21 protein-coding genes and 2 tRNA genes are annotated in these 23,362 nt (G+C 70.1%); 11 read left to right on the plus strand and 12 right to left on the minus strand.

The genetic code is table 11. The features are described 5' to 3' along the window. Positions 1-10: 10 nt before the first annotated feature. From hisN to ACFYO2_RS09880, 6 genes are all read left to right on the plus strand, one after another. The gene (hisN, locus tag ACFYO2_RS09855) at positions 11-811 is read left to right on the plus strand and encodes a histidinol-phosphatase (RefSeq protein WP_388346642.1); all 801 of its coding nucleotides are present in this window, start codon (positions 11-13) and stop codon (positions 809-811) included. A gap of 147 nt (positions 812-958) precedes the next feature. Further along, on the plus strand, positions 959-1,351 hold the full coding sequence (locus ACFYO2_RS09860; RefSeq protein WP_388346644.1) for a cyclic nucleotide-binding/CBS domain-containing protein: 393 nt from the start codon (positions 959-961) through the stop codon (positions 1,349-1,351). A gap of 120 nt (positions 1,352-1,471) precedes the next feature. Then, complete coding sequence (locus tag ACFYO2_RS09865; protein WP_388346647.1) at positions 1,472-1,888, plus strand: Fur family transcriptional regulator; 417 nt, start codon at positions 1,472-1,474, stop codon at positions 1,886-1,888. Positions 1,889-2,037: 149 nt separating this feature from the next. Further along, entirely contained in the window at positions 2,038-2,805 is a 768-nt protein-coding gene (locus ACFYO2_RS09870; protein ID WP_388346650.1) for an ABC transporter ATP-binding protein, read from the plus strand. Next, positions 2,802-3,662: an ABC transporter permease gene (locus ACFYO2_RS09875; protein WP_388346653.1), complete on the plus strand. Its 861-nt coding sequence runs from the start codon at positions 2,802-2,804 to the stop codon at positions 3,660-3,662. Before ACFYO2_RS09870 ends, ACFYO2_RS09875 begins: the two co-directional genes overlap by 4 nt. After that, the gene (locus tag ACFYO2_RS09880; protein ID WP_388346656.1) at positions 3,659-4,816 is read left to right on the plus strand and encodes an ABC transporter substrate-binding protein; all 1,158 of its coding nucleotides are present in this window, start codon (positions 3,659-3,661) and stop codon (positions 4,814-4,816) included. The genes ACFYO2_RS09875 and ACFYO2_RS09880 overlap by 4 nt, the downstream gene beginning before the upstream one ends. Positions 4,817-4,876: 60 nt before the next feature. On the opposite strand, the gene ACFYO2_RS09885 is transcribed toward ACFYO2_RS09880, so the two are convergent. From ACFYO2_RS09885 to ACFYO2_RS09900, 4 genes are all read right to left on the minus strand, one after another. After that, a tRNA-Met gene (locus ACFYO2_RS09885) sits at positions 4,877-4,950 on the minus strand. Positions 4,951-5,364: 414 nt separating this feature from the next. Then, complete coding sequence (locus tag ACFYO2_RS09890) at positions 5,365-7,200, minus strand: tetratricopeptide repeat protein (RefSeq protein WP_388346659.1); 1,836 nt, start codon at positions 7,198-7,200, stop codon at positions 5,365-5,367. A 209-nt stretch (positions 7,201-7,409) separates the two neighbouring features. Beyond that, positions 7,410-7,483, minus strand: a tRNA-Met gene (locus tag ACFYO2_RS09895). A gap of 88 nt (positions 7,484-7,571) precedes the next feature. Next, positions 7,572-10,514 (minus strand): UPF0182 family protein, encoded by a 2,943-nt coding sequence (locus tag ACFYO2_RS09900; RefSeq protein ID WP_388347552.1) that lies wholly within the window; start codon positions 10,512-10,514, stop codon positions 7,572-7,574. 163 nt (positions 10,515-10,677) lie between these two features. Between ACFYO2_RS09900 and ACFYO2_RS09905 the strand changes: the two genes are divergently transcribed. Further along, a complete protein-coding gene (locus ACFYO2_RS09905; protein WP_388346662.1) occupies positions 10,678-11,220 on the plus strand; it encodes a PPA1309 family protein in 543 nt (180 codons plus the stop codon). Positions 11,221-11,256: 36 nt separating this feature from the next. Here the strand turns inward: ACFYO2_RS09905 and ACFYO2_RS09910 are convergent, their stop codons facing one another. The 4 genes from ACFYO2_RS09910 to ACFYO2_RS09925 form a co-directional block, all read right to left on the minus strand. Next, on the minus strand, positions 11,257-12,354 hold the full coding sequence (locus ACFYO2_RS09910; protein WP_388346664.1) for a PDZ domain-containing protein: 1,098 nt from the start codon (positions 12,352-12,354) through the stop codon (positions 11,257-11,259). Between the two features lie 53 nt (positions 12,355-12,407). Continuing rightward, positions 12,408-12,572: a hypothetical protein gene (locus ACFYO2_RS09915; RefSeq protein ID WP_388346666.1), complete on the minus strand. Its 165-nt coding sequence runs from the start codon at positions 12,570-12,572 to the stop codon at positions 12,408-12,410. 130 nt (positions 12,573-12,702) lie between these two features. After that, complete coding sequence (locus tag ACFYO2_RS09920; protein ID WP_388346668.1) at positions 12,703-13,164, minus strand: molybdenum cofactor biosynthesis protein MoaE; 462 nt, start codon at positions 13,162-13,164, stop codon at positions 12,703-12,705. 116 nt (positions 13,165-13,280) lie between these two features. Next, positions 13,281-14,393, minus strand: coding sequence for an SDR family oxidoreductase (locus ACFYO2_RS09925; protein ID WP_388346670.1), 1,113 nt, complete (start codon positions 14,391-14,393; stop codon positions 13,281-13,283). Between the two features lie 192 nt (positions 14,394-14,585). Here ACFYO2_RS09925 and ACFYO2_RS09930 point away from each other — a divergent pair, with 192 nt between their 5' ends. Both ACFYO2_RS09930 and ACFYO2_RS09935 read left to right on the plus strand, forming a co-directional pair. Beyond that, positions 14,586-16,022: a zinc-dependent metalloprotease gene (locus ACFYO2_RS09930; protein ID WP_388346672.1), complete on the plus strand. Its 1,437-nt coding sequence runs from the start codon at positions 14,586-14,588 to the stop codon at positions 16,020-16,022. Continuing rightward, the gene (locus tag ACFYO2_RS09935) at positions 16,019-16,540 is read left to right on the plus strand and encodes an NUDIX hydrolase (protein ID WP_388346675.1); all 522 of its coding nucleotides are present in this window, start codon (positions 16,019-16,021) and stop codon (positions 16,538-16,540) included. The genes ACFYO2_RS09930 and ACFYO2_RS09935 overlap by 4 nt, the downstream gene beginning before the upstream one ends. A 78-nt stretch (positions 16,541-16,618) precedes the next feature. Here ACFYO2_RS09935 and ACFYO2_RS09940 read toward each other — a convergent pair whose 3' ends face one another. The 4 genes from ACFYO2_RS09940 to ACFYO2_RS09955 all read right to left on the minus strand — a co-directional run bounded on the left by ACFYO2_RS09940 (position 16,619) and on the right by ACFYO2_RS09955 (position 20,329). Further along, positions 16,619-17,356: an AIM24 family protein gene (locus ACFYO2_RS09940; RefSeq protein WP_388346677.1), complete on the minus strand. Its 738-nt coding sequence runs from the start codon at positions 17,354-17,356 to the stop codon at positions 16,619-16,621. A gap of 19 nt (positions 17,357-17,375) precedes the next feature. Then, positions 17,376-18,053: an AIM24 family protein gene (locus ACFYO2_RS09945; protein ID WP_388346680.1), complete on the minus strand. Its 678-nt coding sequence runs from the start codon at positions 18,051-18,053 to the stop codon at positions 17,376-17,378. Positions 18,054-18,058: 5 nt separating this feature from the next. Then, entirely contained in the window at positions 18,059-19,594 is a 1,536-nt protein-coding gene (locus ACFYO2_RS09950; RefSeq protein WP_388346683.1) for a TerD family protein, read from the minus strand. A gap of 138 nt (positions 19,595-19,732) precedes the next feature. Beyond that, entirely contained in the window at positions 19,733-20,329 is a 597-nt protein-coding gene (locus tag ACFYO2_RS09955) for a M48 family metallopeptidase (RefSeq protein ID WP_388346686.1), read from the minus strand. 285 nt (positions 20,330-20,614) lie between these two features. Here ACFYO2_RS09955 and ACFYO2_RS09960 point away from each other — a divergent pair, with 285 nt between their 5' ends. Both ACFYO2_RS09960 and ACFYO2_RS09965 read left to right on the plus strand, forming a co-directional pair. Further along, complete coding sequence (locus tag ACFYO2_RS09960; protein ID WP_388346689.1) at positions 20,615-21,874, plus strand: TOMM precursor leader peptide-binding protein; 1,260 nt, start codon at positions 20,615-20,617, stop codon at positions 21,872-21,874. Continuing rightward, the gene (locus ACFYO2_RS09965; protein ID WP_388346691.1) at positions 21,867-23,282 is read left to right on the plus strand and encodes an ABC1 kinase family protein; all 1,416 of its coding nucleotides are present in this window, start codon (positions 21,867-21,869) and stop codon (positions 23,280-23,282) included. The genes ACFYO2_RS09960 and ACFYO2_RS09965 overlap by 8 nt, the downstream gene beginning before the upstream one ends. Positions 23,283-23,362 lie beyond the last annotated feature (80 nt).

Consider the following 23,362-nt stretch of genomic DNA (forward strand, 5'->3'; position numbering starts at 1 on the left):
CGTTCATCACATGCCGGACTACCACGACGACCTCCGCCTCGCCCACGTCCTCGCGGACGCCGCCGACGCGGCGACCATGGCCCGCTTCAAGGCTCTCGACCTGAAGGTGGAGACGAAGCCGGACATGACTCCGGTGAGCGAAGCGGACAAGGCCTCGGAGGAACTCATCCGCGGCCAGCTGCAGCGCGCCCGCCCCCGCGACGCGATCCTCGGTGAGGAGTACGGCATCGAGGGCACGGGGCCCCGCCGCTGGGTCATCGACCCGATCGACGGCACCAAGAACTACGTACGGGGCGTTCCGGTCTGGGCCACTCTGATCTCCCTCATGGAGGCCGCGGAGGGCGGCTACCAGCCCGTCGTCGGCGTCGTCTCCGCCCCCGCCCTCGGCCGCCGCTGGTGGGCCGCGAAGGGCCACGGCGCCTTCTCCGGGCGCAGCCTCACCTCGGCCTCCCGCCTGCACGTCTCCAGTGTCTCGAAGCTCTCCGACGCCTCCTTCGCGTACTCCTCGCTCACCGGCTGGGAGGACCAGGGCCGCCTGGGCGGCTTCCTGGACCTGACCCGCGAGGTGTGGCGCACGCGCGCGTACGGCGACTTCTGGCCGTACATGATGGTCGCCGAAGGCTCGGTCGACATGTGCGCCGAGCCCGAGCTCTCCCTGTGGGACATGGCCGCGAACGCGATCATCGTGACGGAGGCCGGCGGCGCCTTCACCGGCCTCGACGGCCGCCCCGGCCCGCACAGTGGCAACGCGGCCGCGTCGAACGGCCTGCTCCACGACGAGTTCCTGGGCTACCTGAATGAGCGCTACTGACTGACACACATGAGCGCGCACGCCCTCAATCGACCGCACGCGCCCTCTTGTTGACCTCCGCTTTACCTGCCACTCTGGGGAGACCCTCGTTTGTGAACTTGTGAACCGCTGAACTAACAGCGGCTCCTAGGAGGTGACTCGGAACCCATGCTGGTCCGCGACGCCATGAGCACGGTGGTCCTCACCATCGGCCCCACCCACACCCTCCGCCAGGCCGCCGCCCTGATGTCCGCCCGCCGGGTCGGCGCGGCCATCGTCCACGATCCCGACGCCGGCGGCATCGGCATCCTCACCGAACGCGACGTACTCAACTCCGTCGGCCTCGGCCAGAGCCCGGACTCGGAACCCGTCCACGCCCACACCACCACCGACGTCGTGTTCGCCGCCCCGACCTGGACCCTGGAGGAGGCGGCCCGCGCCATGGCGCACGGCGGCTTCCGCCACCTCATCGTCCTCGACCGCGACGAGCCCGTCGGCATCGTCTCGGTCCGCGACATCATCCGCTGCTGGGCCCCGGCGCGGCAGCAGGTGCCGGCGTGAGCACGCGACCGCCCCCGACGGACAGGATCCGCCCCCTCACTAGACAATGTCCAAATCGAGCATGATTCCAAAGTCACACCTGGTCGCGACCTGGTCCCTCTTGCTGTTAGGCTGGTGGACATGAGCGACCTTCTGGAACGGCTGCGCGGACGCGGATGGCGGATGACCGCGCAGCGGCGCGTCGTGGCCGAGGTGCTCGACGGCGAACACGTTCACCTGACGGCCGATGAGGTCCACTCGCGGGCGGTCGCGAAGCTGCCCGAGATCTCCCGGGCGACCGTCTACAACACGCTGGGGGAGCTGGTCTCCCTCGGCGAGGTCCTCGAGGTCGCCACGGACAAGCGCGCCAAGCGCTACGACCCGAACGCGCACCGGCCGCACCACCACCTGGTCTGCGCCCAGTGCGGCACCATCCGGGACGTCCACCCCGGCGGCAACCCGCTGGCCGACCTCCCCGACTCCGAGCGCTTCGGCTTCACGGTCTCGGGCGTCGAGGTGACGTACCGGGGCATGTGCCCGAACTGCGCGGCGGCGTAGCGCTCCCCCGTCTCCAGAAAGCCCCGGCACCGATGGGTGCCGGGGCTTTCTGCCGCGTACACCCTTCGCCCTCTTCCCGTATCTGACGGGGCGTCATATCGTCGTGCGGCACACCCCCCACCCCGTACCGAACTCCGCGAGGAGCAACCGTGGGAGATCCGCACCCAAAACTCCACGCCACCGAACTGACCCGCACCTTCGGCCGCGCACCCCGCACCGTCGACGCCCTCGGCCCCGTCGATCTCACCGTCACCCCGGGCGAGTTCGTCTGCCTCGTGGGCCCGTCCGGCTGCGGCAAGTCCACGCTCCTGCGCATCGCTGCGGGCCTGCTCCGCCCGAGCACAGGCCTCCTGGAGATACGTACGACAAGCCCCCGCCCCGCGGCCATGATCTTCCAGGACTACGGCATCTACGACTGGAAGACGGTCCGTGCGAACGTCCGCTTCGGCCTGGACATCGAGCGTGTCCCCCGCCGTGAGGCGAACGCTCGCGCCGACGAGTGGCTGACCCGCATGGGCCTCGCCGACTTCGCGCACGCCTACCCTGCGGCCCTCTCCGGCGGCATGCGCCAGCGCGTGGCGATAGCCCGCGCCCTCGCGGTCGAGCCCGAACTCCTCCTCATGGATGAGCCGTTCGCCGCCCTGGACGCCCAACTCCGCATGATTCTCCAGGAGGAGCTGCTGGAGCTGACCCAGACGACCCGCACCACCACCCTCTTCGTCACCCACAGCCTGGAGGAGGCGATCGTCCTCGGTGACCGCGTCCTGGTGATGTCCGCCCGCCCCGGCCGGATCATCGCCGAACACCGACCGCCGTTCCCGCGCCCGCGCACCGGCGACATCCGCTCCACACCCGAGTTCACGTCCCTCAAGAGCGACCTGTGGGACCTCCTCAGGAAGGAGGCGATCCCGGCATGACGACGATCGCTCCCGCCAGGACGTCGGTCCTCGTCCGCCGCCCCGGCCCCCAGGAACTCCACCCCGTACGCACCCACCGCCGCAGGCGCGCTCTGGAACTGTCGCTCGCCGCGGCCGTCCCCCTCCTGCTGATCCTCCTGTGGCAACTGGCCGCCACCCAGGCCTGGATCGACGACCGCGTCTACCCGGCCCCGTCCACGATCCTCGCCGACGGCTGGGACCGGGCCGCGGCCGGCGAGCTGTGGCCGGACGTGTGGGCGACCCTGAAACGCGTCCTGGCCGGCTACGTGCTGGGCACGGCGGCGGGCTACGCGCTGGGCCTCCTGATGGGCTCCCTCTCCCTCGTCCGAGCCGCCCTGGAACCCCTGCTGGACGCCCTGTACGTCGTACCGAAACTGGCCCTGCTCCCGGTCTTCCTGAACATGTTCGGCCTGGGCGAGGGCCCGCAGGTGGCTCTGGTGGCGGCGACGGTCTTCTTCTTCGTCTGGATCTCGACCATGTCGGCGGTGATCGCCGTCCCCACCGGCCACCGCGACGCGGGCCGCGTCTTCGGCGCCTCCCCGTGGCAGATGTTCCGCCACGTACTGCTGCCCGCGTCCCTCCCGTCGGTCCTGGTGGGCGCGCGCATCGCGGCGGGCGTGGCGGTGCTGGTGATCGTCGCGTCGGAACAGATCGCCGCCACGAACGGCTTGGGCCACCTGATCTTCGACTCGCGCGCACTGTTCCAGAACGACGTGATGTTCGTCGGCATCGTCTGCGTGGCCGTACTCGGCGTCGTGTTCTCCGAACTGGTGCGGATCGTGGGGCGCTTGCTCACTCCGTGGGCGCCCCGGGACCGCGGACGGGGGCAGTCATGAGGGGACGCGCGTACGCGGTCGTGGTCGTCGCCGCCGCGTTGCTGACGTCGGCGGGCTGCTCGTCGCCGTCGGAGTCGGACTCCGAGACGAAGGCGGGGGCGGGGTCGGGGTCGGGGGCGGGCAACCGCACGATCCGCCCGGTGGAGGGCTGCGGCGACACATCCTGGACAGACCCCACCGACCTCTCCCCGAACCGCCCGCCGGCCCGCTGCCGGCCCGGCGCGCCGGCCCCGCAGCCCCTCGCCAAGACCCGGAAACTGACGATCGCGACGGGGACACTGAGCGCCGAGTACGTGGCACCGCTCCAAGTGGCTCTTGACAAGGGCGAATTCAAGAAAGAGGGCCTCGACGTCACCCTGAAGGTGCTGCCCACACCGGACGCGCTCCCCCTCCTGGCCAAGGGGGACATCGACGCCCAGTGGGCGGCCCCGGAGGCGGCCGTCATGAACGGCATCCGGGGCGGCTTCGACATCAGGTGGGTCGCGGGCAACTTCTCACCCGACCCGGAGTCGAGGAGCGGCCTGTGGGTGCGGCTGAAGAAGGGCGAGAGCGCGCAGCGGGTGGCCATGGCAGGCCGCAGGATGGGCACGATGATCGGCAAGGGCTCCGTGATCGCGTACCCCATGGAGAAGGCGCTGGAGAAACACGGCGGCGGCCTCGACAAGATCCAGTACGCCCAACTGGGCTCCGCCGACGTCCTCACGGCCCTCCAGAACGGAGGCGTCGACTCGGCCTGGCTCCTCGACCCGGTCTGGCGCAAGGTCGACGGCGAGCCCGGATACGCCTTCCTCGGCGGTCAGCCTCCGGGCGAGCCCCTGGGCGGCATGCTGTACGGCCCGAACCTGCTGAACGACGACGTGGACGCCGGGGTGGCCCTGCTCCGGGCCTACATCCGCACGATCAACACGTACTTCACGTCCGACTACAAACAGGACGCGGCCTTCGTCACCTACCTGGCGAAGCTCCTCAAGACCGACGAGTCCATCCTCAAGTCCACCCCGTCCCTCCGCATGGACTGGGAGATCCGCTCCGGCACCACGGACCGCCTCCAGGCCGCGTACCGCGCCCAGGGCGTGACCGAGGGCGACCCCCTACCGGAGTCGAAGACGGTGAGCAGAGCCTTGTACGAGGAGGCAACAGGCCACCGCCCGTGACAACCCGACAAAACACCGAGGGCCGGAACCCATTTCTGGATCCCGGCCCTCGGCCTTCAGTAGCGGGGACAGGATTTGAACCTGCGACCTCTGGGTTATGAGCCCAGCGAGCTACCGAGCTGCTCCACCCCGCGTCGATGAATGGAACACTACGTCAAGGACACCGACAGAGGCAAATCGATTACCTGCCGCTCATCAGCGCAGGTCAACGGGGCACACCTGTCGACGCCGATCCACACCCCCTCAGCCCGTCCGGCGCTTGAGGACGAGACCCTTCGGGCCGAAGGGGGTCTGGGGCGCAGCCCCAGCGGGGTGCGGGGCGCGGGACCCGGGGGTCCGGGCGCAGCCCCAGCGGGGGCGCGGGGCGCGGGACCCGGGGGATGCGGGGACGGAACACGCCGGGCACAGGGGCGGAGCCCCGCAAGGGGTGCAGGGGACGCAGTCGCCGGGGTCGAAGGGGCGGAGCCCCTGGGGATGGGACGGGAAGGGGCGGCGGGGGCGAGAAACATCCGACGCCAACCACCACACCGCCCCAGCTCACCGCAGGCTCACGCCGACAACTCCTGCCGCAACGCATCCCGCAACCGAGCCGCCCGCTCCGCAACCTCCCCCGGCCCGAGCGCCACCGCCCGATCAGCCCACCGCTGCCCCTCAGCCAACTCCCCCCGACGCGCGTAGACGAGCGCCAGCCGCAACGCCGCCCGCCCATGCCCCGCATCAGCCGCCCGAGTCCACCACACCGCGGCCTCCGGCTCACTCCCCTCCCGAGCAAGCAGCAGCCCCAGATTGAACGCGCCGTTCCGGGACCCGGCCTCGGCCGCCTCCCGATACCACCGAGCCGCCTCCACCACGTCCCCCCGGGCCGCGGCCAGCATCCCGACCCGTACCTGCGCCCGCCGATGCCCGAGTGACGCCGCCCGCTCGTACCACTCCTCGCACTCGCTCTTCTCGTGCACCGTCTCCCCGAGCTCGTGCGAGGGCACCGGCGGCCGCCGGGCATCCAGAACGGTCGCCAGCCGGTACGCGGCCTCCGCACTGCCGCCCCCCGCCGCACAGCGCAGATACCGCTCCGCCTCCCGCTCGTCCCCGTCCCGCAGCCGCGCGATCCCGACCTGAAGCGCCGCCTCGGTATGCCCGGCGCCCGCCGCCCGCTCGTACCACCGCAGCGCGACAGCGTCCTCGCCCCGCCCGGCGAACAGAATGCCCAGGTTGAACGCGGCGTCCACGCTTCCGGCCTCCGCGGCCTTGGAGAACCACGGCTCCGCACCCCTCGCGTCCCCGCCCTGCAGCAACAGGATCGCCAGCGCGTTCGCCGCCTCGCGGTGCCCGGCGTACGCGGCCCGCCGGTACCACTGCTCGGCCTGTGCCTTCCGGCCCTGCTCGGCGCAGAGCAGCCCGAGGTTGTACGCCCCGTTGTCGTCACCGGCGTCCATCGCCGCCCGGTACCACCGCTCGGCGGTCTGCGGCTCCCCGCGCTCGGCGTGCAGTGCGCCCAGCGCGTTGGCCGCGTTGCCGTCGCCGTCCTGTGCGGCCCGCAGCCACCACACGGCGGCACTCTCGCTGTCCCCGGCGTCCCGCAGCAGGAACCCGAGCGCGCAGGCGGCCCGCGCCTCCCCGTCCTTGGCGGAGGTCAGGTACCAGCGCCCGGCCTCCTTGAGCTCGCCTCGCTTCTCCAGGATCGCCCCGAGGTGCAGCGCGGCCCGCCGGTGCCCGCGCGCGGCGGCCTGCCGGTACCACTGTTCCGCCTCTGCCTCCGCCTCCGACGACTCGGCGACAGCGCTGTCGGCCCCGGTGTCCGCCTCGCCCACCGCCTTGCGATCAAGCGCGCGGGCCAGCCGGTACGCGGCCTCTCGGTGCCCCCGCTCGGCCGCGGACCGCATCCACAGCTCGGCCCTGGCGTCCCCGCGGTGCTCCAGCAGATCGGCGAGGGCGTACGCGCCCAGCGCGTGTCCCTGCTCGGCGGATTGCCGCAGCCAGTACTCCGCGGCCGGCTCGTCGCCCCGCTCACGGTGGTGCCGGCCCAGCGCGTGCGCGGCCGCGGCGGATCCCGCGACGGCGGCGATCCGCCACCATCCGGCGGCGTCGTCGGCGTACCCGCGCTGGTGGAGGAGGACTCCCAGGTTGTTGGCGGCGGCCCGGTCACCGGCCGCGGTGGCAGCACGCAAGTGGGGCTCGGCTCCGTCGAGATCACCGCGGCGCAGCAGCATGGCCCCGAGGACGCTCATCGCCTCGACGTCGCCGGTCTCGGCGGCGATCCGCCGCCGGACCTCTTCGGCCGCGTCCTCGGCGACACCCTCAACCGCCTCCCCGGCCTCGTCCGGCTGGGAAGGTTGCACAAAACGCCCTGTCTCGAACAGAGTTGCCTTGTCCCCCATAACGTCCATCGTCGCACCACCTGCAACCTGGGTACACCTGGTATACCGCAGCCAGTGAGGTCACTTCAGCGTTTTGTCGACATGCCCACAGAGAGACAAGTCAAACACGGAATTCCCGAACCCCCGTTGGCGGCACGGCCGTCCCTCATGTCGGCACATGCGTTCGCACACACACCGAAGGCCCGGATCCTTGAAAGGATCCGGGCCTTCGACTTCAGTAGCGGGGACAGGATTTGAACCTGCGACCTCTGGGTTATGAGCCCAGCGAGCTACCGAGCTGCTCCACCCCGCGCCGTTGTTCTGCAACCGTATCACGGCGCGGGGTGGGCTCTGACCAGCTGCTTTCGCGACTGCCGATCAGTCGTTCCAAAGACTGCCGTTCAGCTGCTGTCGGGACTGCCGCTGGGGCTCGGGCTGCCGCTCGGACTGGGTTTGGCGGTGCTGCCACCACCGGCCTTGTCGGCCGCGGCCTGCGCGTCCTCGGCCCGCCGCAGCGCGGCCTCCAGGTCCGCCTGGGCCTGGCCGTACGCCTCCCAGTCACCCTTCTTCAGGGCTTCCTGGCCGGCGTCGAAGGCCTTCTGGGCGTCGTCCAGGGCCTTTTGAACCGTTGGGTTACTGGATGTCGGTGGCGGGGTCGTGCCCTGGTCCTCGCCCTCGTCCGGTGGCTCGGTGGTCGAACCGTCCGCTCCGAAGACCTTGTTGAGGGCCTGGTCGAGGGTGTCCTCGAAGGCGGTGTTGCCGCCGTAGGTCACCAACACCTTCCGCAGCAGCGGGTACTTGAGTCCACCACCGCGTACGTAGACCGGCTCCACGTACAGCAGTCCTCCGTCGAGTGGCACCGTCAGCAGGTTGCCGTACTCCACTTCGGAGTCGCCGCCCTGCAGAAGTCTGATGGACTCGGCGATGTCCTGTTCGGAGTTGAACTGGCTCTGCACCTGTTTGGGCCCGTTGACGGTCGTACTGGTCGGCAGTTTCAGGATTCTGATCTTGCCGTAGTCGGGAGTGCCCGCCTCCGCGTCGACCGCCATGAACGCACTGAGGTTGTCCCGCCCGTTGGGCGTGAAGGTGGTCGTCAGCGAGAACGCCTGCGCCGACTGGTCGGGCATCCTCATGCTCAGGTAGTACGGCGGCACCGCGTCACCCGACTTGTTGGTCGGGTCGTCCGGCACCTGCCACACCTCGCTGCCGCTGAGGAAAGTGTCCGCGTCCTTGACGTGGTAGCGGCTGAGCAGCTCGCGCTGGACCTTGAACAGGTCCTGCGGGTACCGGAGATGGGCCATCAGCGAATCGGAGATGTCGGCCTTCGCCTTCACCGTGCCCGGGAACGCCTTCATCCAGGTCTTCAGGACCGGGTCCTGGGTGTCCCACTGGTAGAGCTTGACCTGGCCGGTGTACGCGTCGACGGTCGCCTTCACCGAGTTGCGGATGTAGTTGACCTGGTTCTGCTGGGCCACCACCGCGCGCGAGTTGTTCGTCGCGGTCAGCGAGTCGGCCGTCGTGTCACCGAGGGTCGTACGCGAGGAGTACGGGTAGCCGTTCGTCGTCGTGTACGCGTCGACGATCCACTGGATCTTGCCGTCCACGACCGCCGGATAGGCGTCGCCGTCGATCGTCAGCCAGGGGGCCACCGCCTCGACGCGCTGCTTGGGCGTGCGGTTGTACAGGATCCGCGAGCCCTCGCCGATCGCGCCGGAGTACATGATCTGCGGCTCGCTGAACGCCACCGCGTACGCGGCCCGGTTGACCGGATTGGAGAGGTTGACCCCGCTGTCGGCCGTGTAGCTGAAGGTCTTCTCGCCCTTGTCGTCGGAGTAGTCGATCTCCTTCTGGGGACCGCCGACGATCGAGTACGTGGTGGTCTTCTCTCCGTAGTAGATCCGCTGCTGGTACGTCCCGAGGTCGCCCTGGGAGGGCAGGTCGGACTCGGTGAAGACCGGGCGGCCCTCGGCGTCGGCCGTGGTGCCCTTGGCGGCGACCACGCCGTAGCCGTGGGTGTAGCGGAAGTGGTCGTTGATCCAGTTGTTCTTCGGAATGCCGTTGAGGTTCAGCTCACGCAGACCGATGACCGTGTCCTGATCCTTGCCGTCCTTGCTGTAGCGGTCGACGTCCAGGTTGGTCGGGAAGGCGTAGTAGTTGCGCATCTGCTGGAGCTGCTGGAACGTCGGCGAGACGACGTTCGGGTCCATGACGCGGATGCTGGCCGTGCCGTCCACGTCATCGCGCAGCTTGGTCTTGTCCGTGGTGGTGGACTTGCCCGCGTACTCGGTGACCTTGGTGTCGTCGATGCCGTACGCCTCACGCGTCGCCTTGAGGTTCTTCGTGACGTACGGCGCTTCCTTGGCCTGCTCGTTGGGCTGGACCTGGAACTTCTGGACGATCGCCGGGTACAGGCCGCCGATGAGGATCGCCGAGAGCACCATCAGGCCGAAGCCGATGACGGGCAGTTGCCAGGTGCGCCGCCACAGGGTGGCGAAGAACAACACGGCACAGATGACGGCGATGCAGAACAGGATCGTCTTGGCCGGCAGATAGGCGTTCGCGTCGACGTACCTGAGACCGGTCCAGGCGTCGGTGGCCTTGAAGTCGCTGGACTTCACCGCCAGTCCGTACCGGTCGAGCCAGTACGCGACGGCCTTCAGCGCGACGAAGATGCCCAACAGCACCGACAGGTGCCCGGTCGCGGCGGCCGTGGCACGCGCGCCCGGGGAGGTGACCCTGAGACCGCCGTACAGGTAGTGGGTGAGCGCGGCGGCGATCACGGAGAGGATCGCGGCGGCGAAGCCGAAGCCGAGCAGGAACCGGTACCAGGGCAGGTCGAAGGCGTAGAAGGAGACGTCGAGGTGGAACTGCGGGTCCTTCTGGTTGAAGGGCACGCCGTTGACCCACATCAGCCAGGTCCGCCACTGGCTCGACGCCGAGGCGCCGGCGATGAGGCCCACCAGGGCGGTGATTCCGAGGAGCAGCCACCTCTTGTACGGCGCGATGCCCATCCGGTAGCGGTCGAGGCTCTGCTGTTCCATCGACATGGCGCTCAGCGGCGGGCGCAGCCGGTGGGCCAGCCAGATGTTGAAGCCGACCGCCAGGGCCATCAGCAGACCGAAGACGAAGAAGAGCCCGATCTTGGTCCACAGGGTGGTCGTGAACACGGACGAGTAGTTCACCGACCGGTACCAGAGCCAGTCCGTCCAGAACCCGGCGAACATGGTGAACGCCATGCCGAGAACGGCAAGCACGCCCAGCGTCATGAGCAGGGTCCGGACACGCCGGGACGGGCGGCCCACTCTGATCCGTGGCCCCGTCGGGCCTCCGCCGCGGTCCGGCATCTGGAAAGCCAAGGTGCGCACCTCGAAGTTCGCTGTTGGTCTGTCAGACCCGCGTGATCACGGGCCGTCCGTGGGCCTCGTGATCGTAGGCCCCCACCTATGCAACTTACTCACGCTTTACTCGGTTCCCGATTCCGGCCCTGAACGAGAGAGGATTGTGACCATGTCCAACACTCCCATGGCGGCGAGCCCGCTGACCCGGGCCGTTCTCGAGATCGACGAGTACGCCTCCGGCCTCGGCTGGGACCAGCCCGCCCGCCTCTTCGCCCTCGTAGACACCGCGCGGCTGCGAACTCAGGAACCCGCCCTCGCGGCCCAGCTCGGCCTCGACGCGGAGCAGCAGACCACCGGCCTCACCCCGATCGAGCAGGAGGAGATCCCCGCGGGCAAGCCGCTCGACGAGTTCCTCGGCACGATCGCCTGGCCCGACGCGGTGGTCGGCTGCGCGCTCACGGTGGAGCGCCTGATGCTGCCGCCCTCCGCGGAGGCGTCCGTCCCGGAAGGCCTGACCGAGAAGAAGCTCGCCCAGTGGGTGGCCGAGCACCCCGACCGCCAGGAGGTCCGCATGACGGTCGCGGTCCTGCGGGACGGCGCACGCGACTCCGCTCTGCGACTGCGCGAGAAGGACTCCCCCACGGAGGTCCTCACGGGCGGCGACCTGGTACCGGGCCTTGCGCAGGCACTGGCGGCGACGTTCGAGGACTGAACCGAAGGCGCCCCAGTCGCGACGAGGCTCTGTTCGTCAGCCCTTGGTCGTGCACTTCCTCAGGTCGGCGGTGTGCCCCGAGCGGATGTCCTTGAGAGCGCCGAGGGCGTCGTCGATGGTCTTCACCTTGACAAGGGTGAGCCCCTCGGGGGCGTCGCTCGCGGCGGCCGCGCAGTTGTCGGCAGGCGTGAGGAAGTACTGGGCGCCCTTGCTGCGCGCGCCGACCGTCTTCATCTCGATGCCGCCGATCGGGCCGACCTTGCCGCCGTCGTCGATCGTCCCGGTGCCGGCGACGAACTTGCCGCCGGTGAGGCTGCCCGGGGTGAGCTTGTCGTAGATGCCGAGGGCGAACATCAGCCCGGCACTCGGCCCGCCGACGTCGGCGAGCTTGATGTCGATGGTGAACGGGAACGTGTGGTCCGTCCCGGCCGAGATTCCGACGATGGCGCGCTTCTCGCCGTCGTCGTCGGAGGTCTTCGTCGTGATGGTGACGTCCTCGGTCCTGGTCGCCGTCTTGTTCTCCTTCTCGGCGGCGGCCTGCTCCTTGGCGGGGACGATCGTGAAGACGACGTCCTCGCCGGGCTTGTGCTTGGTCACCAGTTCGGCGACGTCGTCGGGCTCCTTCACCGCCGTACCGTCGACGGCCTTGATCACGTCACCAGCGTGCAGCCTGCCCTCGGCCGGGGAGTCCTTGACGACCGTCGAGACGATCACCCAGGACTGCACCGGGACGTCCAGCTCCTTGAGAGCGGCGACCTTCGCACTCTCCTGGGACTGGCTGAACTCCTCGGCGTTCTCCTGGGTGGACTGCTCCTCGGTCTTGCCGTCCGGGTAGAGGGTGTCGTGCGGCACGACCTTGTTGTCGTGCGCGAGCCACCCGTAGACAGCCTCGCCGAGGTTCATCTTGTAGTCGGCGCTGGTGACCCGGACGGTGGTCATGTTCAGATGCCCGCTCGTCGCGTACGTCTTGCGTCCCGAGATCTGCAGCACCGGCTCGCCGCCGTGGTCCCCGAGCGTGTTCACCGTCGGGCCCGGTGACATCTCCGAATACGGCACATTGATGAAGACTCCCGCGCACAGGAGCGCGATCAGCATCAGGGTGGAGGCGAGCATCGTCGCGGTGCGGCGTGGCATGGCACGACAGTACGGGACGCTTCTGTCAGCGCACCGTCAGGGCCGCGTCCGGGTCATGTGCCGGACTGGGGCTTCTCCATGGCGGCGCGGAAACGGGCGTACCCGTCGAGCTCCGGGCCGTCGCTGCGGGCCCTTCGGGTCCGATTGGCCCAACTGCCCCAGAGACCGGCGCCGATCGCAGCCACAAGCGGAATCAACAACCAGGCGAGCGCCGCCATGCCGTCCTCCCAACCCCGATGAGCGACCGCAAACTGACTGATCAGCAGACTAACCGTCCGCACTGACAACGCTCACGCCAGGGGTGCGGTTACGCAACCGCAAGGGACGTCACGGAGGGTGAGACGGGGTTCAGCAGGCGCCCACCCACTCCTCGGTGCCGTCGGAGAACTTCTGGTGCTTCCAGATGGGCACTTCGTGCTTGAGGTCGTCGATCAGTTTCCGGCACGCCTCGAAGGCCTCGCCCCGATGGGGACAGGAGACGGCCACCACGACGGCAAGGTCCCCGACCTTCAGGTCACCCACTCGATGGACGGCCGCGAGGGCCCGCACCGGGTACTCGGCGACGACCTTCTCGGCGATTCGCAGCATCTCGGCCTCGGCACTGGGGTGGCACGAGTACCCGAGCTCGTCGACATCGGTGCCCCCGTCATGATTCCGCACGGTCCCGACGAACAACGCGGTCCCGCCCGCGGCATCGTCCCCCACGGCCCGGAAGACCTCGTCCAAGGAGAGAGCCGTCTCCCGGATGGCCAGGAGCTTGATGGGATCCGGAGCGGCCTGCTCACCGGGGTGCTCGTGTGTGGGTGCCATGCGTCCATCCTGCCGCACGCCGACGAGGACGAGGAACAGCGTGATCCCCCGTACGCACGCGTGCCTGTTCGGAGCCTCCTACAGGAGGTGTGCCGCGCCGTTGCACGGCACACCCGTCAGATCCGCCGGCGAGCCTTCCGAGCCCGCCGCACGACCGCCGCCGCGCCCAGCAGAGCCACCGTCGCCCCCGCGGCCCCCGCCGCGGTCGCGTCCTTGCGCCCGAGTCGCCGCCCGGCGACCGTGTGCCTCCCGGCGACCTCCTCCAGCAGCTCCGCGAGCACCTCCTCGTTGGTCCACTGCGGCCGCCACCCCGCGTCGTGCAGTCGGCTACCACTCACCACCCAGGGGTACATCGTGTACGCCAGATCGCCCGCCGGGGACGGCGTCAGACCGATCCGGTGCAGCCGGGCCGCCGCACCCAGGGCGACGGCGGACGGCAGCTCCATCCGCCGGATCCCGCTGAGCTCCTCGACCTCCTCCTGCTCCAGCCACCCGTCGCACCCGACGGCAAGCTCCCCGTCGACCTTCTCCAGGACGGCGTACTCCAGAGCGCTGCACAGGTCCTCGACGTGACAGAACTGCCAAGCGGGCCGCGACCCGGCCACGACCAGCAGCCGAGGCGACTCGAAGTACCTGGTCAGCGCGGTGTCCGTCTCCCCCACCAGCACGGCCGGCCGCACCACGGTGACATTGAGCCCCGGATGCGCCCGCGGCGCGCGCCGCGCCAGCCGCTCGATCTCCAGCAGGTCGCCGACCCCGGTCGCCTCCGCCGTGGCCCGCAGCTCGGCGTCCTCGGAGAGCGGCAGCTCGTTGTCCGGCAGAGCCCCGTAGACCATGGCCGACGTGCACAGCACGACCCGGTGCACCCCGGCCGCCGCGGCGGCCGTCAGCACGGTCTGTGTCCCCCGCACGTTGTAGGCCGTACGGGCGGCGGCGTCGGTCTCCAGATCCAGGTCGAGCGCCAGATGCACCACCGCATCGGCCCCCCGCAGCTTTTCCGCGATGGCCGGATCCCGTACATCCAGGATGTGCCACTGCGCCGCCGCGCACTCGCCGCGCCGCTCGTCGATGGCGATGACCTGCTTGATCTCGTCCGACGCGGCGAGCCGCTCGACGAGCAGCGCGCCGACGCCGGACGCGGCACCGGTGACGGCGACGACGGGCCCACGGGCACCGGGCGTGGTTGAGTGGTTTCGCGCTGCGCGAACCTGCGGATCTGGGGAACTCACCGGGCGTCTCCAGCGGTTGTCTTCAGTACGAACGCGAGTGACGCGTACGTACCAGGTGGCATCCATCCTGCCGCAGGCCGAGAGTCGGCGAAGCACCGAGGCCAGAAGCGCCCATTGGTGTCTACGCTGGGTGGTGTTATCGGGCAGTCAGCCGTCGGGGACATCCGGCGGCCCTACCAGCCGAGGAATCCCGTGAGTGACACCCCATTCGGATTCGGCCTTCCGCCGGAGGAGCCGGACGACGGCGACGAGGGCAAGAAGAAGGACCCGCAGAGCGGCGGTGGTGAGGGCCCGGCCAACCCGTTCGGTTTCGGCGGGCTGCCCGGCGCCGGGGGCTTTGGCGGCCCTGGTGCGGACAATCCGCTCGCTGCCATGTTCGGTTCGCTGAACCCCAACGACCTGGGCGCCGCCTTCCAGCAGCTGGGCCAGATGCTCTCGTACGAGGGCGGCCCGGTGAACTGGGACATGGCCAAGCAGATCGCCCGCCAGACGGTCTCCCAGGGCACGGCGGACGGCACCAAGGACGCGAGCGTCGGCCCCGCCGACCGCACCGCGGTCGAGGAGGCCGTCCGACTGGCCGACCTGTGGCTCGACGACGCGACGTCCCTGCCGTCCGGCGCGGGCACCGCTGTGGCGTGGAGCCGCGCGGAGTGGGTCGAGGCGACCCTGCCCGCGTGGAAGGAGCTCGTGGACCCGGTCGCCGAGCGCGTCGGCGCGGCCATGGGCGATGTCCTGCCGGAGGAGATGCAGGCCATGGCAGGCCCGCTGATCGGCATGATGCGCTCGATGGGCGGCGCCATGTTCGGCACGCAGATCGGGCAGGCCGTCGGCGTGCTCGCGGGCGAGGTCGTCGGTTCCACCGACATCGGCCTGCCGCTCGGCCCGGCCGGCAAGGCCGCGCTGCTGCCGGTGAACATGGAGGCGCTGGGCAAGGACCTCGGCGTGTCGAAGGAGGAGGTGCGGCTGTATCTCGCCCTGCGCGAGGCCGCCCACCAGCGCCTGTTCGCGCACGTGCCGTGGCTGCGCTCGCACCTGTTCGGCGCGGTCGACGGCTATGCGCGCGGGATCAAGGTCGACACCGCCAAGCTGGAGGACGTGGTCGGCCAGTTCGACCCGCAGAACCCCGAGCAGCTGCAGGACGCCCTTCAGCAGGGCATGTTCCAGCCCGAGGACACGCCCGAGCAGAAGGCCGCCCTGGCCCGTCTGGAGACGGCGCTGGCGCTCGTCGAGGGCTGGGTGGACGCGGTGGTGCACGCGGCGGCGAAGCCACGGCTGGCATCCGCGGACGCGTTGCGCGAGACCCTGCGCCGCCGTCGCGCCTCGGGCGGTCCGGCCGAGCAGACGTTCGCCACGCTGATCGGCCTGGAGTTGCGCCCGCGCCGCCTGCGCGACGCCTCCCGTCTGTGGGCCTCGCTCACCGACGCGCGCGGTGTCGACGGCCGGGACGCCGTGTGGGCCCACCCGGACATGCTGCCGACGGCCTCCGACCTGGACGACCCGGACGGCTTCGTGCACCGCGAGCAGCTGGACTTCTCCGAGCTGGACAAGATGCTCGGCGAGGCTGCGGACAAGCCCGACCTCAAGAAGAGGGACTCCAAGGACACGGACAAGGGCGACGACACGGAGTGAGCCTGTACGACGACGCGGTCCTCGTGCTGAAAGGCTACGAGGACCAGCAAGAGCTGCGCCAGGCCTACCTCGACCACCTCGCCGCGCACCCGGACGGCATGTGGAAGGCATGCGGGGACGGGCACGTCACGGCGAGCGCCCTGGTGGTGGATCCGTCACGCGGGCGGGTCCTGCTGACCCTGCACAGGAAGCTGCGGATGTGGCTGCAGACGGGCGGCCACTGCGAGCCGGGGGACGTCTCGTTGGAGGCGGCGGCCCTGCGCGAGGCGACGGAGGAGTCCGGCGTCGAGGGCCTGACGCTGCTTCCGGGCGGCCCGGTCCGCCTTGACCGGCATCCGATCCCGCCGCCGTGCCACTGCCACTTCGACGTCCAGTACGCGGTCGTGGCCCCGCCCGACGCGGCGCACGCGGTCAGCGACGAGTCCCTCGACGTGCGCTGGTTCGGATACGACGAGGTGGCGGCCGTGGCGGACGAGTCGGTCGTACGACTTCTGGAAGCGACCCGCGCGAGGCTGTGAACGTAAGGGGCTGTGAACGTAAGGGGCGACCGCAATGGCGGTCGCCCCTTACGTTCGTCTTCCGGCCATGCCGACGGCTCAGGCGTTGCTTCCCCCGAGGGAGTTCCCGCGCATACCGAACTGGCCGAGCATCCCCGACGAGCGCAGGTGCTGGGGCGGCAGCAGCTCGCTCGGCTGCACCAGGACGTGGCCCGTGCCGGAGAACTGCATCTCCCAGCCCTCGCCGGTGGAGCCCTTGCGGCGCCACACGGCGGACGTGGAGGTGGGTGCCTGGAGCTGGGTCCGCAGGGACGTGGACCAGGCGACCACGGCGTCCGCGTCGCAGCAGACGTTCTTCTCCGGGGTCACCTCCATCACCAGCGGCTCGCCCGAGGTCATGAGGACGACCTGCCCCGAGCCGGACAGCTCCAGGTTGTAGGCACCCGCCGCGGCGATCTCCACAGCACTGTCCACCGCGACGATGCCGACCCCGAGGGAGCCGTCGAAGGCGAGGACGTAGGAGCTGTCGACGGTCAGGCCGCGGCCGACCTCCATGATGTGCAGGTGCTGGGCGAGGTTGGCGAGGTAGACGATGCCGTTGCCCTTGCAGCGCATGAGTTCCAGGCGCTCACCGGTCATCCGCTCGACGTTGCGCCAGCTGCGGTTGCGGTACTGGCTGTCGAAGTCGACCTGCCCCTCGAAGGCCACCATGGCGCCCTGGCGGGCCAGCACGGCGCTGCTGCCCTGGGTGACGTCGGTCTTGAGGAGCTGCGGGTTCTGCAGGGTGTAGCGGCCGGTGGACTCCACCGGGATGTGTGCGAAGAGTGTGCTGTGCATGATGTGCTGGGTGCTCCCCTCAGCCCCGGATCTTGAATCGGTCGCCGGTGTCCTCGCTCGGCTGGACGACCACGAAGCCCTGCCCCTTGAAGCCGATCTGGAAGGCCTCACCGCTGCCTCGGCCGATGAGCGCGCTCGCCTTGACCGTGCGGCGCGCCTTCATGTCCAGGCCGGTCGTCCAGGCGATCAGGGCGTCCGGGTCGACGTACGTCTCCCGTTCGGCGCAGTCCAGGGCCATCGGAATGCCCCGGCTGACCAGCGCGACCCAGCCAGTGCCCCGGATGACGAGGTTGGTCAGGCCCGAGCCGGACAGCTTGGCGAGACCTTTGACCGGCTCGATGGTCAGCTCCAGCGAGGCGTCGCAGGCCAGCAGCGTGGCGCCGTTGACCGAGAGGGCCTCGCCGTTCAGGTGGAGGACGAGGACGTCGCCGCCGTAGTCGGCCAGGTAGAGGTCGCCGTCACCGCGGCAGAGCATCAGCCTGCCGCCCTCGCCGCTGACCATCTCCTCCGCCGAACGGCGCAGGCTGGCCGGCGCCCCCTCGAACTGCACGTAGCCGTCGTACGCGATCATCGAGCCGGCCTTGGCCAGCAGATCGTGTCCGGTGGCCATGGTGACCTTGAGCGTCTTGGAGCTGTGCACGCTCATGCGGACGCCGGTCGAAGCGGCGCGGTGCGCGCTGAGAGTCTGGGTGTCCATGGGCCTCACACCTCGAAGGGCTGTACGACGACGAAGTTGCCGGGGGCGCCGCGGAACTGGAGGTTCACGGCCTCCGAGGTCTGCCGGGAGTACCCGGAACGGCGCAGCCTGAGCGCGGTCGTGGTGACGGCCTGCGCACCGGCGGACCAGGCGATGACGGCGTTGCCGTCGACGTAGGTGGCCGGTCCGACGGGGATGACGACCGGCACGCCGCGTGTCTTCACGGCGACCGCTCCCGTACCCGAGAAGAGCATGCTGAACAGGCCGCCGCCCGGCAGGCCCGCACCCTCGATGCGCCGCACCTCGGTGTCCAGGGCCTCGTCGAAGGCGAGCACACCCTGCGCGCTGGTGTAGAGCTGCTCCCCTTGGAGGCGGATGACGAACACCCGGCTGGCCTCGTCGGCAAGGAAAACCTCGCCGTCACCGGAACAGCGCATCAGGGACATGCCCTGGCCGGTGAGCGCTCCGGTGAGCTTGCCGAGCAGACCGGAGCCCTTGTGGGCGAAGTCGATGTCGCCCTGGTAGGCGACCATGCTGCCCTGCTTGGCGAGGATCGGGGCGCCCTTGGTGAGCGTTGCCCGCACGAGCTGCGGATTCTGCTCCGTCCAGCGGTCCCCTACCGGGGCTTCCGCGTACTTCGTCAGCACGACGCGGACGTTCGCCTCGGGCGGCACCGGCGCGAGCACCGTGCTCCCGCCGAAGGGCTGGCCCTGGCCCGGGAAGGCCCCGGGGGCGCCCGGGGGCGCGAACGTCTGGGCGCCCGCTCCGGGAGGCGTGAACATGTGCGGGCTGGTGGGCGGCGGGGGCGCCTGCGGTGGGACGCCGGGCGGGGTGCCGATTCCGGCGGGCGGGGTGGTTCCGACGATCGTCGGAGCCGTGTGGACGGACGGGGCCGCGGGTGCTCCGAAGTTGGGCGCCGGTGCGGGGGCGGGGGGCGCCGGTGCGGCCTGTGGCGGCGGCGCGAACGTCGGCGCCTGGGTCTGCGCCGGGACGGCCTGCGCGGGCGGCTCCTCCTCGGCGACCTCTCCGCCGAAGTTCTTCAGCAGCGCGTCGAGGCCGCCGTCGAAGCCCTGCCCGACCGCGGCGAACCGCCAGACGTCCTTCAGGTAGAAGTCGCCCAGCATGACGGCGCGTTCGGTGGAGAACTCGCCACCGTCGAAGGCGTACCGGGCCACTTCCTCGCCGCCGGCGACGATACGGACGTATCCGGAAGCGATCTGCGACATCTGACCGGCGCCGTCGATCGTCGCTGTGAACGACAGCTTCTGGATCTGCGGCGGGATCTTGTCGAGGCTGACCCTGAAGGCCTCCGTGTCGCCGGCCTGCGCGCCCAGGAGCTGAATGGACTCCTCGGGGGACTTCGGCTGGTTGAAGAAGATGAAGTACCGGTCGTCCGAGAGCCGTTCGTCGGCGTCGAGCCCGAAGCAGCTGATGTCGAAGGTCAGTCCGGGGCCGGAGATCTGTACGCCTACGTACAGATCCGTGCCCGCGGTGAGGTCACTGATCTTGGCCTTGTGGCCGCGTTGGAATTCCCTGGCCATGCGTAACGACCGTCCCCCATCCCGAATGCGAGTGCGTCGCGACAGGCTAACGGCAAACTCGGACACCGGAGGAAGTCGGTACAGATCCGGTACAAAATCCCGCGCAGCACCCGTCCAAGAAACCGCGCGGGGCTGCCGTCACTCTTCGCGCGCGCCCGGAAGGTGGGGCAACCGCTCGGCGGCGACGACTCCTTCGAGATATCCCCGGGCCCGCTCGGTGCGCGGATACGCCTCCAGCAACCGCCAGAACCTGGGCCCGTGCCCTGGAACGAGCAGATGTGCCAGCTCGTGCAGGAGGACGTAGTCGACGACGTACTCGGGCATGCCCTGCAGGCGGTGCGACAGACGGATGCTGCCCTCGGAAGGGGTGCACGAGCCCCAGCGGGTGTTCTGGTTGGTGACCCAGCGCACCGAGTCGGGCCGAGCCCGGCCGTCGAAGTACTGGGCCGAGAGACGCTGGGCACGCTCGGCCAGTTCGGCGTCGCCGAGGACTCGTTTGCTCTCCTGGGCGGCCAGCTTGTCGAGCATGACGCTCACCCAACGCTGCTCCTCGGCCTCGGACATCCGGGCAGGGATGAGCACAACGGTGCGATCGCCCTCGCGGTACGCGGAGACCGTCCGGCGTCGGCGGGAACTCCTGCGCACCTCGATCGCGCTCGCCGCCGAGCCGCTCGGGGGCAGGCTCGTCGTACTGCGCTGTGGCGTTCCGGCGCGGTGCAGTGGGTCGGCGGACACGCCCCGACGTTACCCGCTGCACACGGGGGAAGTCCCGACTCCGGGTCGGTTCGCTTCCGATCCCCCACATGCGTTTGATTCATACGACTGACTTGTACGACTAACACCCACTGCCTGTGGACAACTTTCGGCGCCCGGAGCCGTGCCGGGGCATGCTGGCTCTTGCCGGTGGAGCTGCGACCGACGTCCACCGGCAGGTGGGGATGTTCCGGATGTCCGGGGATATCCGGTGATGTTCTACGAGGGCTACGGGGGCCTGTCATGCAGTCGATGGATCCGCAACCAATGGTTCCGCTTGTTCCGACGGTTCCGACGGTTCCGCTCGTTCCGCTCGTTCCGCTCGTGAAGCCCGCGCTCCGGCGCGGCTGGCGCGATCTCAACACCGTGCAGTTCGGGATGACCCCGGCGCACGCGATGACGCTGGGCCCGATGGACACGGCGACGGGCAGTTTCCTCGACCTGCTCAACGGCACGCGCGGGCTGCCGCTGCTGCGGGAGGAGGGCCGTCGCATGGACCTGCCGGACGGGCATGTCGACGCGCTGGTGGAACGGCTCGCGCGGGCCGGGCTCGTCGACGACGCGAAAGGCGGCGGCCCGGCCGCCGAGACCCTGCGTGCCAAGAAGGAGGTCCTCGACCGGCTGCGCCCCGATTTGGCCTCGCTCTCCCTGACCACGTCCGAACCGGGCGAGGCGATCAGGCTCCTGGCCGCCCGCCGCTCCCTGCGCGTGCAAGTGAGAGGAGCCGGCCGGGTCGGCGCGGTCCTGGCCTCGCTGCTGTCGGGGGCCGGGGTCGGCGAGGTCGACGTGCGCGACGTGGGCTCGGTCGAACCGGGAGACGTCGCGCCGGGCGGGCTGCCCGCCGAATCCGTCGGCGAGCGCAGGCAGGAGGCAGCGCGGCGCGCCGTGCGACGCTCGGCACCGGACCGCCCACCGCGCCGAAGTCCCCGCACACCGCCGGAGGGCGACGAGCCCGGCCTCTCCCTCGTGATCCTGGCCCCACGGGACGACGTCGACGTGCACGCGCCCCTCCCGTCCGCCGCCGACCCCTTGATCACCTCCGGCACACCCCATCTGTACGCCGGCGTGGTGGAGGCGACCGGGGTGGTCGGCCCGTTCGTGCTGCCGGGCGAGACAGGCTGCGCCGGCTGTCTGCACGAGGCCCGCACGGACCGCGACCAGGTCTGGCCCCGGCTGGTCGCCCAGTGGCGATCCGGCAGACCGCGCCGGGTGCGGTCCTGCGATCTGGCGCTGGCCACCACGGTCGCGGGTCTTGCCGCCGCGCACGCGCTGGCCTTCCTGGACGGCCAGGTACCGTCGAGCGTCGGCGCACGCTGGGAGGTCTCCCTGCCCACTCTCCACTGGCATGCGCGGGCGGTCTGGGGGCACCCAGCATGCCCGTGCGGGGCAGCGGAGAAAGGTAAGGGGGAACACACACCCAAGGACGAGGGGTCGCACGAGACAATGGCGGAGCAACAACCGTCGAAGGAGTTACGCCGTACGACACACGCGGCGCGGCTTGCTGGGACCTGGAGGGCACATGTCTGATCTTCCCCGCAAGGCGGTCACCCGTACCGCCAAGCTCGCCGCGCTGCCGCTCGGTTTCGCCGGACGGGCGACCTGGGGGCTCGGCAAGCGGATCGTCGGCGAGTCCGCCGAGCTGGTCGGCCGCGAGCTGCAACAGCGCACGGCAGAGCAGCTGTTCAAGGTGCTCGGCGAGCTCAAGGGCGGCGCGATGAAGTTCGGCCAGGCCCTGTCCGTCTTCGAGTCGGCACTCCCCGAGGAGATCGCCGGCCCCTACCGGGCCGCGCTGACGAAGCTCCAGGAGGCGGCGCCTCCGATGCCGACGCGCACCGTTCACGCGGTGCTGGTGGAGCGGCTCGGCGAGGACTGGCAGGAACTGTTCCTCGAGTTCGAGGACAAGCCCTCGGCGGCTGCCTCCATCGGCCAGGTGCATCACGGGGTGTGGCGCGACGGCCGCGAGGTGGCCGTCAAGGTGCAGTACCCCGGCGCGGGCGAGGCCCTGCTGTCCGACCTGAACCAACTGAGCCGCTTCGCCCGCCTGCTCGGTCCTCTCATTCCCGGTGTGGACATCAAGCCGCTGATCTCGGAGCTCAAGGACCGCGTCTCGGAGGAACTGGACTACGGCCTGGAGGCGCAGGCCCAGCAGGCCCATGCCGAGGAGTTCACCGACGACCCGGACGTCGTGGTGCCCGGTGTGGTGCACCAGTGCGACCAGGTGCTGATCACCGAGTGGATGGACGGCATCCCGCTGTCCGAGGTGATCGCCGACGGCACCCAGGCTCAGCGCGACCGGGCCGGCCAGCTCCTGGCTCGCTTCCTCTTCTCCGGCCCCGCCCGCACCGGGCTGCTGCACGCCGACCCGCATCCGGGCAACTTCCGCCTCCTGCCCGGCGGCCCTGACGGCGAGGACGACTGGCGCCTGGGCGTCCTGGACTTCGGCACGGTCGACCGTCTCCCTGGTGGCCTGCCGACCCCGATCGGCAGCTCACTGCGGATGACGCTCGACGGCGAGGCGGACGCCGTCTACGAACTCCTGCGCGCCGAGGGTTTCATCAAGGAATCCATAGAGCTGGACCCGGACGCCGTCCTCGACTACCTCCTGCCGATCATCGAGCCGGCCCAGGCCGAGGAGTTCACCTTCACCCGCAGCTGGATGCGCAGCCAGGCGGCCCGGATCGGCGACCCGCGCTCCCCCGCCTACCAGTTGGGCAAGCAGCTCAACCTGCCCCCGGCGTATCTCCTCATTCACCGGGTGACGCTGAGCACGATCGGTGTGCTGTGTCAGCTGGGCTCGACAGTGCGCCTGCGCGAGGAGTTGGAGGAGTGGCTGCCTGGTTTCGTGTCGGAGGAAGGCACGGACGAAGGCATGGAAAAGGACCTGGACGAGGAGCTGGACGAGGGCTTGGAGGAGGCGCCGGCGGCGGAGGCGTGAGGCTTCTCGGAGCTGGAAGTGTCACCACCGGGCCGAACCCGGCCGCCCCTCGATCGCCCTGAGGTCTCCCGGGCACGACG

The organism is Streptomyces sp. NPDC006602 (assembly GCF_042870385.1).
Lineage (GTDB): Bacteria > Actinomycetota > Actinomycetes > Streptomycetales > Streptomycetaceae > Streptomyces.